Genomic DNA, 15,511 nt, shown 5'->3' on the forward strand with positions numbered 1-15,511 from the left:
AAAGCCGACCGCCCGGCGGGGCGCCAGGCAATCTGCCCCTGTCTGACCCAACATCTCGCACTGCAACATTGGACAAATTGTCCAATGTCCGGATTGTTGCGCCGCAGCTACCCCTTGGCCCTGCAAAGGAAACTCATTCTCAAAGGCTCGGCCCGTGTCTCGTCTCAAGATCCTGGCGCTACTACCTCTGGCTGCCGCACTTAGCGGTTGCGACTACGTCGTGCTGGCGCCAGCCGGCGACATCGCTGCCCAGCAGCGCGACCTCGTCATCATCTCCACCGTCCTGATGCTCCTGATCGTCGTCCCCGTGATGGCCCTGACGGTGCTGTTCGCCTGGCGCTACCGCCAGTCCAACACCTCGGCCCGCTACGAGCCGGAATGGGACCACTCGACCAAGCTCGAGCTGGTGATCTGGTCGGCGCCGCTGCTCATCATCGTTTGCCTCGGCGCGCTGACCTGGATGGGCACGCATCTGCTCGACCCCTACCGCACGCTCGGCCGCATCAAGGCGGAGCATGCCGTGGACCAGTCCAAGGCCCCGCTCGAGGTCGACGTCGTGGCGCTCGACTGGAAATGGCTCTTTATCTATCCGGACTACGGCATTGCCACCGTCAACGATCTCGCCGCGCCGGTCGATCGTCCGATCACTTTCCGCATCACCGCCTCCTCGGTGATGAACTCGTTCTACATCCCCGCGCTCGCCGGCCAGATCTATGCGATGCCGGGCATGGAGACCAAGCTCCACGCCGTCGTGAACCACGCCGGCACCTACAAGGGCTTCTCGGCCAATTACAGCGGCGCCGGCTTCTCCGGCATGCGCTTCAACTTCCAGGGCCTCGACGACAAGGGCTTTGACGCCTGGGTCGCGCAGGCCAAATCCGCCGGCGGCTCGCTCGGCCGCACCGAATATCTCCAGTTGGAGAAGCCCAGCGAGAACGAGCCGGTGCGCCGCTACGGCACGGTCGATTCCGATCTCTACCGCCTGATCCTCAACATGTGCGTCGAGACCGGCAAGATGTGCCAGAGCGAGATGATGGCGATCGACGCCAAGGGCGGCCGCGGCCATGAGGGCCTGAACAACACCCTGCCGCTCACCTACGACAAGTACGCCCGCCGCGGCACCCCGCTCGGGCCGGAGCCGACCTTCGTCGCCGGCACCTGCACGCCGGATGCGCCGCAGGGTCAGACCACCGCGTCGATCAAGGCCCCGATCGACATCGCGCCGCTCACCGGCGCCGGCCTGAAGCGGCCGACCTTCACGCCGCTGAAGTCCTCGTCCTTCTTCCTCGGACAGCGTCCGAAGTCAGACTCCTAAAGAGAACGCGCATGTCTCCTGATCTTCTCAAGCTCATCTTCGGCCGGCTCGGCTTCGAATCGCTGCCGCTGCACGAGCCGATCGTCGTCGGCACCTTCGCAGTGGTGGCGCTCGGCGGCGCCGCGCTGCTCGGCGGCCTCACCTATTTCCGCCTCTGGGGCTACCTCTGGCGCGAATGGTTCACCACGGTGGACCACAAGCGCATCGGCATCATGTACATGATCCTCGGCATCGTGATGCTGCTGCGCGGCTTTGCCGACGCGCTGATGATGCGCGGCCAGCAGATGCTCGCGTTTGGCGGCTCCGAAGGCTATCTCAACGCCCATCACTACGACCAGGTCTTCACCGCCCACGGCGTGATCATGATCTTCTTCGTGGCGATGCCGCTGGTGACCGGCCTGATGAACTACGTCGTACCGCTGCAGATCGGCGCCCGCGACGTGTCGTTCCCGTTCCTGAACAATTTCAGCTTCTGGATGACGGTCGGCGGCGCGGTGCTGGTGATGGCCTCGCTGTTCATCGGCGAGTTCGCCCGCACCGGCTGGCTGGCTTATCCGCCGCTGTCCAACATCGGCTACAGTCCCGACGTCGGCGTCGACTATTACATCTGGGCGCTGCAGGTCGCCGGCGTCGGAACGACGTTATCCGGCATCAACCTGATCTGCACGATCGTCAAGCTGCGCTGCCCCGGCATGACCATGATGAAGATGCCGGTGTTCACCTGGACCTCGCTCTGCACCAACATCCTGATCGTGGCGTCCTTCCCCGTCCTGACCGTCGTGCTCGCGCTGCTCTCGCTCGACCGCTACGTCGGCACCAACTTCTTCACGAACGATTTCGGCGGCAGCCCGATGATGTACGTGAACCTGATCTGGATCTGGGGCCATCCCGAGGTCTACATCCTGGTTCTCCCCGCCTTCGGCATCTTCTCGGAAGTCACCTCGACCTTCTCCGGCAAGCGGCTGTTCGGCTACACCTCGATGGTCTACGCCACGGTCGTCATCACCATCCTGTCGTACCTGGTGTGGCTGCACCACTTCTTCACGATGGGATCGGGCGCCAGCGTCAACTCGTTCTTCGGCATCACCACGATGATCATCTCGATCCCGACGGGCGCGAAGATGTTCAACTGGCTGTTCACGATGTATCGCGGCCGCATCCGCTACGAGCTGCCGATGATGTGGACGATCGCCTTCATGCTGACCTTCGTGGTCGGCGGCATGACCGGCGTGCTGCTCGCGGTGCCACCGGCCGACTTCGTCCTGCACAACAGCCTGTTCCTGATCGCGCACTTCCACAACGTGATCATCGGCGGCGTGGTGTTCGGCGCGTTCGCCGGCATCAACTACTGGTTCCCGAAGGCGTTCGGCTTCAAGCTCGACCCGTTCTGGGGCAAGATGTCGTTCTGGTTCTGGGTCACCGGCTTCTACCTGGCCTTCATGCCGCTCTACGTGCTCGGCCTGATGGGCGTGACCCGCCGCCTGCGCGTGTTCGACGATCCGTCCCTGCAGATCTGGTTCGTCATCGCCGCAATCGGTGCGCTGTTCGTCTTCATCGGCATTCTCTCGATGCTGATGCAGTTCGCGGTGAGCCTGCTCAAGCGCGAGCAGCTCAAGGACGTCACCGGCGATCCCTGGGATGCGCGCACGCTGGAATGGGCGACCTCCTCGCCTCCGCCGGACTACAACTTCGCCTTCACCCCCGTCGTTCACGACAATGACGCGTGGTGGGACATGAAGCGGCGCGGCTACCAGCGCCCGCTCACCGGGTTCAGGCCGATCCACATGCCCAGCAGCACCGGCACCGGCGTCATCCTCGCCGGCCTCGCCACCGCGATGGGTTTCGGCCTGATCTGGTACATCTGGTGGCTGGCGGCCGTGAGCTTCGTTGCGATGCTTGTCGTCGGCATCGGTCACACCTTCAACTATCACCGCGACTTCGACATTCCGGCTGAAGACGTCATCCGGACCGAGGACGCGCGTACCAAACTGCTCGCCGGAGCCAAGTAAATGACTGTCGCTGTCAATCCCACGCAAACCGGCGAGCCGCTGTTCTATCTCGCCGACGAACACCCGCATCCGGAAGGCTACAGCACCTCGCTTGGCTTCTGGATCTACCTGATGAGCGACTGCCTCATCTTCGCGATCCTGTTCGCCACCTTCGGCGTGCTCGGCGCCAACTACGCCGCCGGTCCCGCGCCGAAGGACCTGTTCGACCTGAACCTGGTCGCGGTGAACACCTCGATGCTGCTGCTGTCGTCGATCACCTACGGCTTTGCGATGCTGACGATGCAGCAGAACAAGGTCGCGCAGACGCAGATCTGGCTGGCGATCACCGGCCTGTTCGGCCTCGCCTTCATCGGCATCGAGCTCACCGAGTTCGCCCACATGATCCACGAAGGCGCCACGCCCCAGCGCAGCGCCTTCCTGTCCGCCTTCTTCACCCTGGTCGGCACCCACGGTCTGCACGTCTCCTGCGGCCTGATCTGGCTGGTGACCCTGATGGTGCAGGTCGGGAAATTCGGCCTGATCGAGGCCAACCGCCGCCGCCTGATGTGCCTGTCGATGTTCTGGCACTTCCTCGACGTGGTCTGGATCGGCGTCTTCACCTTCGTCTATCTCCTGGGAGTTCTGCGATGAACACCGATACTCACGCAGCCGGCGCGCACGACCATCATCACGACGACGGCCACGCCCACAGCACGTTCTCGGGCTACATGCTCGGCTTCGTGCTCTCGGTCGTGCTCACCGCGATCCCGTTCTGGCTGGTGATGAGCGGCGCGCTGCCGAGCAAGCAGATCACTGCGCTGGTCATCATGGCCTTCGCGGTCGTGCAGATCGTCGTGCACATGATCTACTTCCTGCACATGAGCCCCAAGTCCGAGAACGGCTGGAGCATGATGGCGCTGATCTTCACCATCGTCATGGTCGTGATCGCGCTGTCCGGTTCGCTGTGGGTGATGAACCACCTCAACAGCAACATGATGCCCATCCACCAGATGAGCGGAATGAAGTGAGCGATAGCGGGACCGTGACCAGCAAGGCAGACCGGACGCGCGGCAAGGCTGCGCGTCCGCGCCTGTGGGTCACGGTCCTCTCGCTCACCGCCTTTGCAATTCTGATCGCGCTCGGCGTCTGGCAGATCGAGCGCCACGCCTGGAAGCTGGCGCTGATCGACCGCGTCGAGCAGCGCGTCCATGCCCCGGCCCAGCCGATCCCCGCGCCGGCGGCCTGGCCCGCGGTGACCGCCGCGAACGATGAATACAGGCATGTCAGCCTCGAGGGCCGCTTCCTGCACGACCGGGAAACGCTGGTTCAGGCCGTCACCGAGGAAGGCCCTGGCTATTGGGTGCTGACGCCGCTTCAGCGCCGTGACGGCACGCAGGTCCTGGTCAACCGCGGCTTCGTGCCGACCGAGCGGCGCGACGCATCGACGCGCCAGGGCGGCAATCCCGAGGGCGAGGTCGAAATCACCGGCCTCCTGCGCATCACCGAGCCGAAGGGCGGATTCCTCCGCAACAACGTGCCCCAGCACAACCGCTGGTACTCGCGAGACGTCGCCGCGATCGCGACGGCGCGTGGCCTGCACGATGTCGCGCCCTTTTTCGTCGATGCCGATGCCGGATCACAAAGCGCCCAAGGCCCCGTCCAGGGGCCCATCGGCGGATTGACCGTGATCCGCTTTCCCAATAACCACCTGATCTATGCGCTGACGTGGTTTGCCCTGGCTTTCATGCTGGCCGGTAAATTTTTCGTCACGTTCGGCGGCGGGCTGTTCCGCCGCAAGAAAGCCCGGAAGGGCTTCGTCCACGAACCGGCTGGCGGCCCCGATGCCGCCGCGCGCAGGACGGGATCAGATGCTGGAACGATCGTCGAACAGGCCTGACGACGGAAGACCACAGACGCTCGCCCATGGCGGCGGGCTGGCTGTCACTCTGCAATCGCAGGCGGATACGCGCAGCGAGCTGATCGGGGCTGCCCCCACCGACGACGAGACCAACCGCAAGAACATGGCGCTGCTGATCCAGCTGCGCTGGACCGCGGTGGTCGGCCAGATCGTGACCATCGGCGGCGTGCATTTCTGGCTCGGCATCCCCTTGCCGCTGGAACGGATGGGCGCGGTGATCGGCGCGCTGGTGCTGCTCAACGTCTCCAGCCTGGTCTGGGTGCGCCATCGCGCCGCGATCTCCAGCAACGAGCTGCTGGTCGCCCTGATGCTCGACGTCGCCGCGCTGACCGCGCAGCTCTACCTCAGCGGCGGCGCCACCAATCCCTTCACCTCGCTGTTCCTGCTCCAGGTGACGCTGGCCGCCGTGCTGCTCGATGCTCGCTCGACCTGGTCGCTGGTGGCGCTGACCTGCGCCTGCTTCGTCTGGCTGACACTGGCCTACCGCCCGCTCGAGCTGCCGCCGAACCCGCTCAGCGAGACCTACACGCTCACCGTCGCCGGCATGCTCTTGGGCTTCGCGCTCAACGCCGTGCTGCTGGTCGTGTTCGTCACCCGCATCAACAGGAATTTGCGCGATCGCGATGCGCATCTGGCGGCGCTGCGCCAGCATGCGGCCGAGCAGGACCACATCGTCCGCATGGGCCTGCTCGCCTCCGGCGCGGCGCATGAGCTCGGCACGCCGCTGGCCTCGCTCTCGGTCATCCTCAGCGACTGGCGCCGCATGCCGGACCTCGCCGCCGATCAGGAGCTCGCCGAGGACCTCGCAGAGATGGAGACCTCGCTGCAGCGCTGCAAGTCGATCGTCACGGGCATCCTGGTCTCGGCAGGCGAAGCGCGCGGCGAGGGCTCATCGCCGACCACGGTGACGGCTTTCGTCACAGACCTGGTCGACGAATGGCGCAACGCCCGTTCGGCGCGCACGCTCTATTTCGTCAACACGTTTGGCGAGGATGTCGCGATCGTCTCGGACATCGCGCTGAAGCAGGTGATCTTCAACGTGCTCGACAACGCCTATGAAGTCTCGCGCGAATGGGTCGAGCTGCTGGCCGAACGCGAAGGCGACAATCTCGTGCTGTCGATCTCCGATCGCGGCCCGGGCTTTGCGCCGGAAATGCTGGCGCAGCTCGGAAAGCCCTATCACTCCAGCAAGGGCCGCGCCGGCGGCGGGCTCGGCCTGTTCCTGGTGGTGAACGTGGTGCGAAAACTCGGGGGCACCGTGACCGCCGAGAACCACAGGAAGCGCGGCGCCACGGTGCGCCTGACGCTGCCGCTCGCCGCGCTCGCGATCGGAGGCAGCTTTGACGCCTGACCGTTCGCTCATCGTCGTCGAGGACGATGCCGGCTTCGCACGTACGCTGAAGCGCTCCTTCGAGCGCCGCGGCTACGAGGTCGTGCTCGCCGCCTCGATCGAGGAGGTCCGGCAAGTCCTGGAGGGGCGCTCCTTCGGCCACGCCGTGGTCGACCTCAAGCTCGGCGGCGCCTCGGGGCTCGCCTGCGTCGAGCTGCTGCACACGCACGACCCCGATATGCTGATCGTGGTGCTCACCGGCTTTGCCAGCATCTCCACCGCGGTCGAGGCGATCAAGCTCGGCGCCTGCCACTACCTCGCGAAACCATCGAACACCGACGACATCGAAGCCGCCTTCCAAAAGGCCGATGGCAACGCCGAGGTCGCGCTCGATGCGCGGCCGACCTCGATCAAGACGCTGGAATGGGAACGCATTCACCAGACCCTGATCGAGACGGATTTCAACATCTCGGAAGCGGCAAGACGGCTGGGGATGCACCGGCGCACGCTAGCGCGGAAGCTCGAGAAACGGCCGGTGAAGTAGGCTGGCGCCTTACTTCGCCTCGGTCGATTTCTCGGTCGCCTCCTTGAAGGACCCTGTCGCCTGCGCTTCGACCCGCTTGAGCCTGTCCTGACTCTGAAGCAGGCGGTCCTGATAGGCCTTGTCGCCTGCACGGCGCTGCGCAAGCCTCTCGCGAGCGCCCACCTCCTTGCGGTATTGCGCGATGGCCGGATCCATGGACAGGCCTTGCGACGCCGCCCTGTCCTGCTCGACCGCCCCGGCCCTCCCATAGACTCTGCCGAGGCTGTCCAGAATCCTCACGTTCCGCGGATCCTCCTCGTTGAGCGCAGTCAAGATCTGGGCGGCCTTGTCGAGCTCCCGACGCGCAGCATCGTGATCCTTCTTCGTGCCGTAGAGGACCCCACGGTCTTCATAGGAGGCCGCGAGGTTGGCGCGGAGGATCTTGTCGCCGGGATAGGCCCGGAATAGAAGTTCCTGACGATCGACGGCATCCGAGTAGCGCAGCAACGCACCGTCGATATCGACCGAATCCTTGAGCACGCGCCCGATCTTGACCTGGGTAGCGGCGGCCTGGAGCTTCCATTCCATCCGCGAAGCCCCCTGGATCATGGTCGCGTACTCGAAAGCTTGCGTGAACTTCGAGGTAGCGCCGGCAAAGTCCTTTTTGACCTGAAGCGCCTCGCCGGTCTTGTTGATTGCGAACGCCAGCTCGAACCGCTGTAGCGCGAGGTGGTCTACGCTCACCTCGTTGATGCTCGTCGGGTTCGCAACGTCGAAGTCGAGCAATCTGGCGGCAATGCGCTCGCTTTCCTTGTAGTTGGCCAGCGCCGCGGCGATTGGCCCCTCACGACGTGCAACCACATTCCCCGCGCCGTCGTAAACGGCGGAGTCCTCGAGATCGAGGTCGCCAAGCCTGAAGAGTGCTCCATAGCGCAGGCGCAGCCATCCCTTATCGTCGGCGCTGCTGTTCAGATAGGAACGCGCAATCTCCTCGGCTCTCGCCGCGTCTCGTCTCGCGGTTGCCTTGTCATCGAGCGCGAGGTTCAGATCAGACGACGTCAGCAGCCAGGACGTCTTCAGCTGTGCCACTTGCGCTGTATTGGGAAGGTCGTCGAAACGATCGTACAGTTCCTTCACAATGTCGCGGTACTTCATCGCCGAATCGAGCGATGTCTGGCCGGAGTTGAAGGATTCCAGCACCGCACTCGAGAGACTTTGCGTAGATCGCGCCACGTGGTTGAAGGTCTCGCTTGCCCGGTACAGCGCCGTGCCGCCGACCGCCAGCAGGATCAACGCGACGCCCACGCCCGCATATGTCGCGTTCTTGAGCTTTCGGCTACGACCGCTCGCGGCATAGGAGTCGCGCACAAGCCGCTCGACTTCGTTGTAGCCGCCGCCATACCGGGCCGCCCATGCCGCATTGGGCTTCCACTTGTCCCACCAGCCCCAATAGCGCCTTGCCTGATCGTCGGACAGCCGGGATTCGTTGAGGCTCCGGGAATCGACGCAGGAATGGAGGAAGCGATATCGCTCGCCATCCCGCTGCTCCTGCCGCAGCCAGCCGACTTCGCGCTTGTCGCCGCGTTCGCCGGTCGCATCGGGGTCGCCTGAAACGCGGGTCCAGCGGCGCAGCAGCGCCTCGTGGCCGACGTCGATGATGGTTTCATCCGGCAGGCCGGTGGTCGGTGACGACGACAGGGGCGGAACCAGGAACGAGCATTCGTCCGCTCGAAACTGGTCGAGCACGGCGCAGACATCTTCGCGCGTGGCGCCGGTCTCCGCGATCAGCTGTCCGAGCGATCGCGCGCGGCGCACGGCCCGCCCTTCGCTGTCGATCTCGGCGAGCGCACGGAAGACCTGTTCGACGATCTTCTCCCGGCCGGGCAGGGATGAGAATATCTCCTCCGCATGATTGGAGATGGCGCCCGACAGCCCGCCGATGTCCCTGTAGTCCTGCTCAGTCAAATGCCGCGTGGCGGGTCCCGGAATGGCGCCGCCATCGACGGCTTCTCCCGCGGTTGCGCTGGCCTTGATCCAAAGCCGAGCCAGGCAATGCTGGAGGATCGGCAGCTGATCGAGCTCTTCGCTGCTGTCGTTGAGCAGCCGCTCCACCAGTTCGGACGAGATGGTCGCGCCCGACAATTCGACCGGCCCTCGGATCGCCTCCTCGCGCTGGTCGCGGGATAGCGACGGCACGAGAAATTGCGCCGACGACACGGCCTCAGGCAGCCCCTGAAAGCGGGCGCAATCGCCGATGAAATCGGAGCGCATCGTGATCACGACGCGTATCCTGCTATCGTGACTGCGGGTCGCGGCGAGCAGGAGCTGAATGAAATTGATCGCCTCTTCGCGCCGCCGGGACAGCTCGAGGCGCGTGTCGGTCTGGGCACCGGCCGACATGTAGCGGAACAGCTCCTCGAACTGGTCGACCAGCACGACGAGCTGCGTATCGGGATCGGCGGCAACGTAGGGCAGCGCGTCCGTCAGGCCGTGGCTGGAGGCGAACAGCAGGGCCGCGATGCGATCGCGCCGGGCCTCGAAGAATTCGTCGTTGGCGCCGACGACCTTGGCGAGCCCGATCGCCAATCGATCGATGGGCGCCCGCCCGGGCCTCATTGCCGCGTACTGCCACACCTTCCGGCTTGATTCGTCATTCTCCTGCTCGAGAAGCGGCAGCAACCCGGCACGCACGATCGACGACTTGCCGCTTCCCGAGCTGCCGACCACCGCGATGAAATGGTTGGTCCGCAGCAGCCGGTAGAGGGCGAAAGTCTGGTCTTCACGTCCGAAGAAATATTTGTGATCCCGCTTGGCGAAGGGTCTCAGACCCGGAAAAGGTGCAGCCATTGCGATCGGCTGGTTCGGAGCTGCGGCGACCGGTTCACTCATGGGCGCGCTGCTCGGCGTTCTGGTTGAAGATGCGTTTCAGCGCCTCGATGCTGGGTTTCTCGGTCTGCGCCCAGTTCAGGACGAGATCGATTTCCTTCGAAGGGAAGAGATGACGGAGCATGTTGTCATCCTTGCGAAGATGCGGCGGCGGCCCTGCGATCAGCCCCCGGCAGACGAACCGTTGCGTGCGGCCAAGCGTCTGCCAGCTTCGCAGTTCCTTGGACTGCGCTCTTGCCCACATCTCCGAGGCCTTGGCCCAGCACATGACCACCGCCGTACACTCGGCCAGACGCTCGCGATGAAACTGTCGGCGCTCGAGATCGGTCGTGTTGAAGTACGCCGGCATGATGTAGTTGATCTCATGCTCTTCGAATAGCGACGCGACCTCGGCCGCGTATTCTGTGTCCGACTCGTCGTGACACAGATAGATATGATCAAACGAAACTGGCTCATCTGGCGGTGGCGGGGGTTTGATATCCCCCAGATGGACTCGAAGAAAGTCGATGAAAGGACTGAGACTATTCCCTTCGGTGCGATCCCCGGATCGTTGAGCGCCAAAGCTCTTCAGAGTATCAATCGGGTCGCGCTCGGCTGCATGACCCGAGCTATCGTCGAAGTTCTTTGGCGCCCAGATCAGGCGATGGAAAGCCGCGTTGTCTGCGGCGCCCGCTGCGGGGATACGTTCCGCGGCCTTGCTGAGCTGCAGCTTGACGATGTGTTCGAGATCGGTCGGCGCCGGTCCTGCGCTGCGCCCCAGCAGGTGGATCGAAACCCTGGCGTCCCCCAGCTCGCGATCGATGAAGCCAATCGCGCCGGCATCGAGCGGAATTTCGTCGGCAACCGCCGGAACGACGTTGAAGCCGTCACGCACCAATTCGCGATGCACGCGCAAATATTGATCACGCATGTCGGGCGCGGGCTTCGCGAGATAGACCTTCAATCCTTTGGGGGGCGGCGGTGGAGGGTCCGGTGGAGGAGGAGGTTCGAAGACCGCATGCTTGGCACGTCGGATCAGGACCTGGGCGAGTTCCTCGGCGACATCATAGAATTCGTCGCTGACCCGCCCAAGCCTGTAGAAGGGACCCGCCTTCGAAAAGAACTGATAACCGCGCTGCTCCGGCAGCAGTAAAGGCCATCGTTCCCTCGGCACTTCGCTCTTGTGCGCCAGGATGATGCGATGCTTGAATTCGAAGTCACCCTCGTGCCGCCAGCGTTCGCGAAACATCTGCAGCTCCAGCTGGCAGTATTCGCTTGCAAGCCAATGCTCGGACAGCACGATGACGAGAAATGACGAAGCCTCGATGGCGGCGCGGATCGCGGGACGGAATTGGGTCCCGTCATCAATGTTGTCGCGGTCCCACCAGAGCGACGGGTTATTGGGTTTGGCGTCGTTGAAGTGATACTCGATCTGTCCGGTCAGGGCAGATACGAAGGGTCGCTTGTCAGAATGCTCACCCGGCGGCAGCCGGTTGTCATTCCAGGCGTATGACAAAAAAAATTGGACGCGATTATCCGTCATGCCAATTAATCTCCGCTAATCTCCACGGTAACCCGCAGGCGGCCGGCAGTGGTCAGGTTAGCTGCGGACGCGCCACAACGTCAAGCTGTATCGGTGCCTGCGACAGGCTGGCACCGAGGCCGATTGGACTCCCAACGGGCGCGCGGCCCCGCCACCACCCCGGCGTGTTGGATTTCGATTGCACATCCAGGGCACGGCCGCTTTACTGATGCGCGGCGCGCATATTGGGGGAAGAGTGCACCATGACGGTTGCGAGACCGGCCCTGACCTTCGTTGTCGGCGTGACTGGTCATCGCTCTGCGCGCCTGAAGGAGGAGCACAAGAAACGCCTCCAGGATCAGCTCTCGGATGTCTTTCGTGCCATCGAGGACGAGTGCCGCAAGCAACTGGAACAGCAGCCTGATCTCTATGCACCGACCCGACCGCAAATGGTGCTGTTGTCGAGCCTTGCCGACGGCACCGACGCGCTGGCGGTGGAGCAGTGCCCCGAAACCTGGGCGATCGCGGGTCTGCTGCCCTCCCCCCAGGACGAGTACGAACACGCGCTGAAGACCACGGCGCCCGCGGGTTGCGGGGAGCGTGCGACCGGCGAATTCGCGAAGGCGTTACGGCGTTGCGGCGGGCTTACGATCCTGCCACGGCCGCTCTTGGACGACGACAAGGGATTGGTTCGCTCGCGCGACGTGCTGTTGCGCCAGATTGATGTGCTGGTCGCGGTGTGGGATGGCAGCCCGCATGTCGGCCTTCCGGGCGGCACTGCCGATACCGTGGAGCATGCGACCGAGACCGGTATCCCGGTGATCTGGATTGCGGCCGATCGACCGCAACGGCCCTGGGTCATCAGCCGTGTCGGCGATGTCGAGCGCGACACACCCATGGCAGACGCAACCTCCGGGCCCATCGCGGATCTCGTCCGCCAGGCCCTCGCGATCAGCAAGAGCTCCCATCGCGCACGCGAACCCTGGGACATCAAGCATCACGCCTCGGATGCAGCCGACAGGCTCAACGATTTCCTGTCGGAATCGATCCCCGCGATCGACAAGGGGAAGAGACAATCCTGGGATCGCTTTTTGTCGGAGCTTCCCGAGAACAAATTCAAGTCGCGGCTGGTCGACGTGCTGTTGCCGCGCTGCCTTGCGACCGACGCGCTGGCACGGCGGTACGGCCGGCGCTATCGCCTCGCCTATGTGTCGGTCTATCTGCTGTCGTCGCTGGCCGTCGCGGTCGCACTGTCCGGCTTCCTGCTGCACGACAACGCACATGACCACATTCCGTGGAGCGAGCTCTGTCTCGTTGGTATCGAGTTCCTGATCGTCGCTTCGATCGTCGCGATCGTCTGGCGGGGACAAGCGCAACGCTGGCACGATCGCTGGCTCGACTATCGCGCGCTGGCGGAAATCCTTCGGCACCTGCGTTTTCTCAGCCTCGTCGGTCAGTACGAGAAAAGCTCCTACGTCGAGGCTGCGGCACGACCGGGTGCCGACTGGCTGCTCTGGTACTTCCGCGCGACCATGCGCGAGCTCGGCCTGCCGTCAGGCACTCTCGGTCCGGAATATCAGCGCAAGATCTTGAGCGCGACCGTCGCGGCCGAGCTGGAGCCCCAGATCAGGTATCATGCGGCCAATCTCAGGATGCACAGAGTTTGGGAACACATCCTGCACCGGTCGGGCAACGTCTGCTTCGCACTCGCGCTCGCCCTGCTGCTCGGATTTCTCGTCGCTCTGTTGATCGGCAAGCAATTTGCGGTGTGGACCGGATTTCTCACGAGTGCGGCCCGCTGGATCGCCGCAGCCACTGCCTTTCTTCCTTCGCTGGGAGCCGCGGTGACCGGTATCAGGTTTACCGGCGAGTTCGAGGGGGCGGCTGAGCGATCGGCGCGAACGGGGGCCCAGCTCGATTTGCTGCAGGAGACCTACGACATCGCTCTGGAGCGCCTCGACTTCGATCTGAGCGCCGGCGTTCTGTTCGAAAGCGCCCGCATCATGGCTGCCGACATCAGTGGCTGGACATCGCTCTACAGCCGAAAGCCCCTGACGCTGCCGGGCTAACGATGGGGCGGGAGCCCTCGGGCTTCGCCTCCCCGCGCAAACAAAAAGCCCGGCCGAACGGCCGGGCTTTCGATCTCTTGCGATCGAGGCGAGACGCTTAGGCGGCCTCGTCGGCGACGGTGGTGTCGTCGCCATCGGTATCATCGGTATCGCCGTCCGCATCGCTATCGGCCTCGCCATCGGCGGCTTCCGCCTTGGCGTTGGCGCGGCGCGGGCTCTTGGCGAGCTGGGCCTCGATCTCCTTGACCGCTTCGGTCTCGGTCGAGTGCTGCACCACCGCGATCTCGCGGGACAGACGGTCGAGCGCCGCTTCATAGAGCTGGCGTTCGCTGTAGGACTGCTCCGGCTGCGACTCCGAGCGATAGAGGTCGCGCACGACCTCGGCGATCGCGACGATGTCGCCCGAATTGATCTTCGCTTCGTATTCCTGGGCGCGGCGCGACCACATGGTGCGCTTGACGCGGGCGCGGCCCTTCAGCGTCTCGAGCGCCTTCTTGACGAGGGCGGGCTCGGACAGCTTGCGCATGCCGACGTTGGCGACCTTGGCGGTCGGAACGCGCAGCGTCATCTTGTCCTTGATGAAGTTGATGACGAACAGCTCGAGCTTCGCGCCGGCGATCTCCTGCTCCTCGATGGCCAGGATCTGGCCGACGCCGTGAGCGGGATAGACGACGAATTCGTTGGCCTTGAAGCCCTGGCGCTGGGTCACGACCTTCTTTTCCTCGACCTTCGGCGCAGCAGCGGGCTTGGCGGCCGGCTTGGCAGCGACAGGGGTCTTGGCAGGCGCAGCAGCAACAGGAGCCTTCGGCGCGGCGGGCTTGGCAGCAGGAGCTTTGGCAGCAACAGGCTTGGCAACGGTCGCTTTCGCGGCCGGTTTGGCAGTCTTGTTAGGCATTGCGCTTCTTTTGTTCTTCGAGGACTTTGCAGCCGGTGCCTTAGTCGTGGTCCGACCCTTGGATGCGCTACGGCTGGCCGCGGCGACTTTTTTGGCCTCCTTATGGGAAGCCCTCGCTGAAGTACTCTTTTTACGCGTTTTCTGTGACACAGCCTGCGCGCGGAAACTGCCACGCCCCTGTTTCGACATTTGGTTTCACGGGAACCCAACGGGGCCAACTGGGCTGACGGGGGTTCAGCTTAATGTGCCCAATATAGCACATTTCCCGCAAAAATCAATGATTTAGGGGTCTTCAGGGCTGGTTTTCGGCGCTGACGAAGGTATTAGGGTTAAGTTTGCGCCAGAATTTAGTCACCGGAGCCGGGGTTCGGAGAAAAATATTTCTCGAACTTGCCTTCCTGACCGTCGAATTCCTTCGCGTCGGGGGGTGATTCTTTCTTCTGGGTGATGTTCGGCCAGCTCTTGGCGTAGTCGGCGTTGACCTGGAGCCACTTCTCGAGGCCCGGTTCCGTGTCCGGCTTGATGGCGTCGGCGGGGCATTCCGGCTCGCACACGCCGCAGTCGATGCACTCGTCAGGATGAATGACGAGCATGTTGTCGCCCTCGTAGAAGCAGTCGACCGGGCAGACCTCGACGCAGTCGGTGTACTTGCACTTGATGCAGTTTTCAGTGACGACGTAAGTCATCCAACGCTCCGAAAAGCTCTTTTAGAAGTCGCGGCTTGCGTAGCGCGGATGGCCCGGCGCCGCAAGGTCGGGAAGGGGCGATCATGACGGCTTTATGTGTTTGATCGACCAAGAAATGAATACGAAGCGCAATTAATTGCGATTTGCTTCGCTGAGCTCCTCGTAGAGCACGCGGGCCGAGGCAGCATCGCCGCGGCGCTCGTTGAAGCCGGTCACTTTCAGCACCCGCACGGTGCGATCGAGCGCGACGGTGATAACGTCGCCGATCTTGATCGCATGGCCCGGCGATTTCTCACGCGTGCCGTTGACGCGGACATGGCCGGACTCGACGAGCTCGGCCGCGGAGGTGCGCGCCTTCACCACCCGCGCGTGCCACAGCCATTTGTCGATGCGCTGCCGC

13 protein-coding genes are annotated in these 15,511 nt (G+C 63.8%); 8 read left to right on the forward strand and 5 right to left on the reverse strand.

All coding sequences use genetic code 11. From position 1 onward, the window contains the following. Positions 1-154 precede the first annotated feature (154 nt). Genes cyoA through JQ617_RS34760 form a run of 7 tightly spaced genes read left to right on the forward strand, consistent with a single transcriptional unit; the run spans position 155 to position 7,095 of the window. Complete coding sequence (gene cyoA / locus JQ617_RS34730) at positions 155-1,315, forward strand: ubiquinol oxidase subunit II (RefSeq protein WP_212030300.1); 1,161 nt, start codon at positions 155-157, stop codon at positions 1,313-1,315. A gap of 11 nt (positions 1,316-1,326) precedes the next feature. Next, complete coding sequence (gene cyoB, locus JQ617_RS34735) at positions 1,327-3,324, forward strand: cytochrome o ubiquinol oxidase subunit I (RefSeq protein WP_145669221.1); 1,998 nt, start codon at positions 1,327-1,329, stop codon at positions 3,322-3,324. Then, complete coding sequence (cyoC, locus tag JQ617_RS34740) at positions 3,325-3,954, forward strand: cytochrome o ubiquinol oxidase subunit III (RefSeq protein WP_063692927.1); 630 nt, start codon at positions 3,325-3,327, stop codon at positions 3,952-3,954. Beyond that, positions 3,951-4,331 carry a cytochrome o ubiquinol oxidase subunit IV gene (gene cyoD, locus JQ617_RS34745; protein ID WP_212030301.1) on the forward strand — a complete coding sequence of 127 codons (381 nt, stop codon included), beginning with the start codon at positions 3,951-3,953 and terminating at the stop codon, positions 4,329-4,331. Before cyoC ends, cyoD begins: the two co-directional genes overlap by 4 nt. Beyond that, entirely contained in the window at positions 4,328-5,200 is an 873-nt protein-coding gene (locus JQ617_RS34750; RefSeq protein WP_212030302.1) for an SURF1 family protein, read from the forward strand. Before cyoD ends, JQ617_RS34750 begins: the two co-directional genes overlap by 4 nt. Beyond that, on the forward strand, positions 5,172-6,572 hold the full coding sequence (locus JQ617_RS34755; protein ID WP_212030303.1) for an ATP-binding protein: 1,401 nt from the start codon (positions 5,172-5,174) through the stop codon (positions 6,570-6,572). Before JQ617_RS34750 ends, JQ617_RS34755 begins: the two co-directional genes overlap by 29 nt. Then, complete coding sequence (locus tag JQ617_RS34760) at positions 6,562-7,095, forward strand: response regulator transcription factor (protein WP_212030304.1); 534 nt, start codon at positions 6,562-6,564, stop codon at positions 7,093-7,095. Before JQ617_RS34755 ends, JQ617_RS34760 begins: the two co-directional genes overlap by 11 nt. Positions 7,096-7,104: 9 nt before the next feature. On the opposite strand, the gene JQ617_RS34765 is transcribed toward JQ617_RS34760, so the two are convergent. Beyond that, positions 7,105-9,963, reverse strand: a complete 2,859-nt coding sequence (locus tag JQ617_RS34765; protein ID WP_349630669.1) for an nSTAND1 domain-containing NTPase — start codon at positions 9,961-9,963, stop codon at positions 7,105-7,107. Further along, positions 9,956-11,482 (reverse strand): toll/interleukin-1 receptor domain-containing protein, encoded by a 1,527-nt coding sequence (locus JQ617_RS34770; RefSeq protein ID WP_212030306.1) that lies wholly within the window; start codon positions 11,480-11,482, stop codon positions 9,956-9,958. Before JQ617_RS34770 ends, JQ617_RS34765 begins: the two co-directional genes overlap by 8 nt. A gap of 242 nt (positions 11,483-11,724) precedes the next feature. Between JQ617_RS34770 and JQ617_RS34775 the strand changes: the two genes are divergently transcribed. After that, positions 11,725-13,530 (forward strand): DUF4231 domain-containing protein, encoded by a 1,806-nt coding sequence (locus JQ617_RS34775; protein ID WP_212030307.1) that lies wholly within the window; start codon positions 11,725-11,727, stop codon positions 13,528-13,530. A 97-nt stretch (positions 13,531-13,627) separates the two neighbouring features. On the opposite strand, the gene JQ617_RS34780 is transcribed toward JQ617_RS34775, so the two are convergent. From JQ617_RS34780 to JQ617_RS34790, 3 genes are all read right to left on the reverse strand, one after another. Then, positions 13,628-14,425 (reverse strand): CarD family transcriptional regulator, encoded by a 798-nt coding sequence (locus JQ617_RS34780; RefSeq protein ID WP_212030308.1) that lies wholly within the window; start codon positions 14,423-14,425, stop codon positions 13,628-13,630. 347 nt (positions 14,426-14,772) lie between these two features. Continuing rightward, on the reverse strand, positions 14,773-15,111 hold the full coding sequence (fdxA, locus tag JQ617_RS34785; protein WP_014490375.1) for a ferredoxin FdxA: 339 nt from the start codon (positions 15,109-15,111) through the stop codon (positions 14,773-14,775). Between the two features lie 132 nt (positions 15,112-15,243). After that, a complete protein-coding gene (locus JQ617_RS34790) occupies positions 15,244-15,501 on the reverse strand; it encodes an RNA-binding S4 domain-containing protein (RefSeq protein ID WP_212030331.1) in 258 nt (85 codons plus the stop codon). Between the last annotated feature and the right edge of the window lie 10 nt (positions 15,502-15,511).

Origin of the sequence: Bradyrhizobium sp. KB893862 SZCCT0404 (genome assembly GCF_018130885.1) — a bacterium.
Classification (GTDB): Bacteria; Pseudomonadota; Alphaproteobacteria; order Rhizobiales; family Xanthobacteraceae; genus Bradyrhizobium; species Bradyrhizobium stylosanthis.

Coding starts and splice junctions, on each gene's coding strand:
- JQ617_RS34770 (WP_212030306.1), bottom strand. CDS start 11,482: ATGACGGATAATCGCGTCCAATTTTTTTTGTCATACGCCTGGAATGAC.
- cyoD (WP_212030301.1), top strand. CDS start 3,951: ATGAACACCGATACTCACGCAGCCGGCGCGCACGACCATCATCACGAC.
- JQ617_RS34755 (WP_212030303.1), top strand. CDS start 5,172: ATGCTGGAACGATCGTCGAACAGGCCTGACGACGGAAGACCACAGACG.
- JQ617_RS34775 (WP_212030307.1), top strand. CDS start 11,725: ATGACGGTTGCGAGACCGGCCCTGACCTTCGTTGTCGGCGTGACTGGT.
- cyoC (WP_063692927.1), top strand. CDS start 3,325: ATGACTGTCGCTGTCAATCCCACGCAAACCGGCGAGCCGCTGTTCTAT.
- JQ617_RS34765 (WP_349630669.1), bottom strand. CDS start 9,963: ATGAGTGAACCGGTCGCCGCAGCTCCGAACCAGCCGATCGCAATGGCT.
- JQ617_RS34780 (WP_212030308.1), bottom strand. CDS start 14,425: ATGCCTAACAAGACTGCCAAACCGGCCGCGAAAGCGACCGTTGCCAAG.
- cyoB (WP_145669221.1), top strand. CDS start 1,327: ATGTCTCCTGATCTTCTCAAGCTCATCTTCGGCCGGCTCGGCTTCGAA.
- fdxA (WP_014490375.1), bottom strand. CDS start 15,111: ATGACTTACGTCGTCACTGAAAACTGCATCAAGTGCAAGTACACCGAC.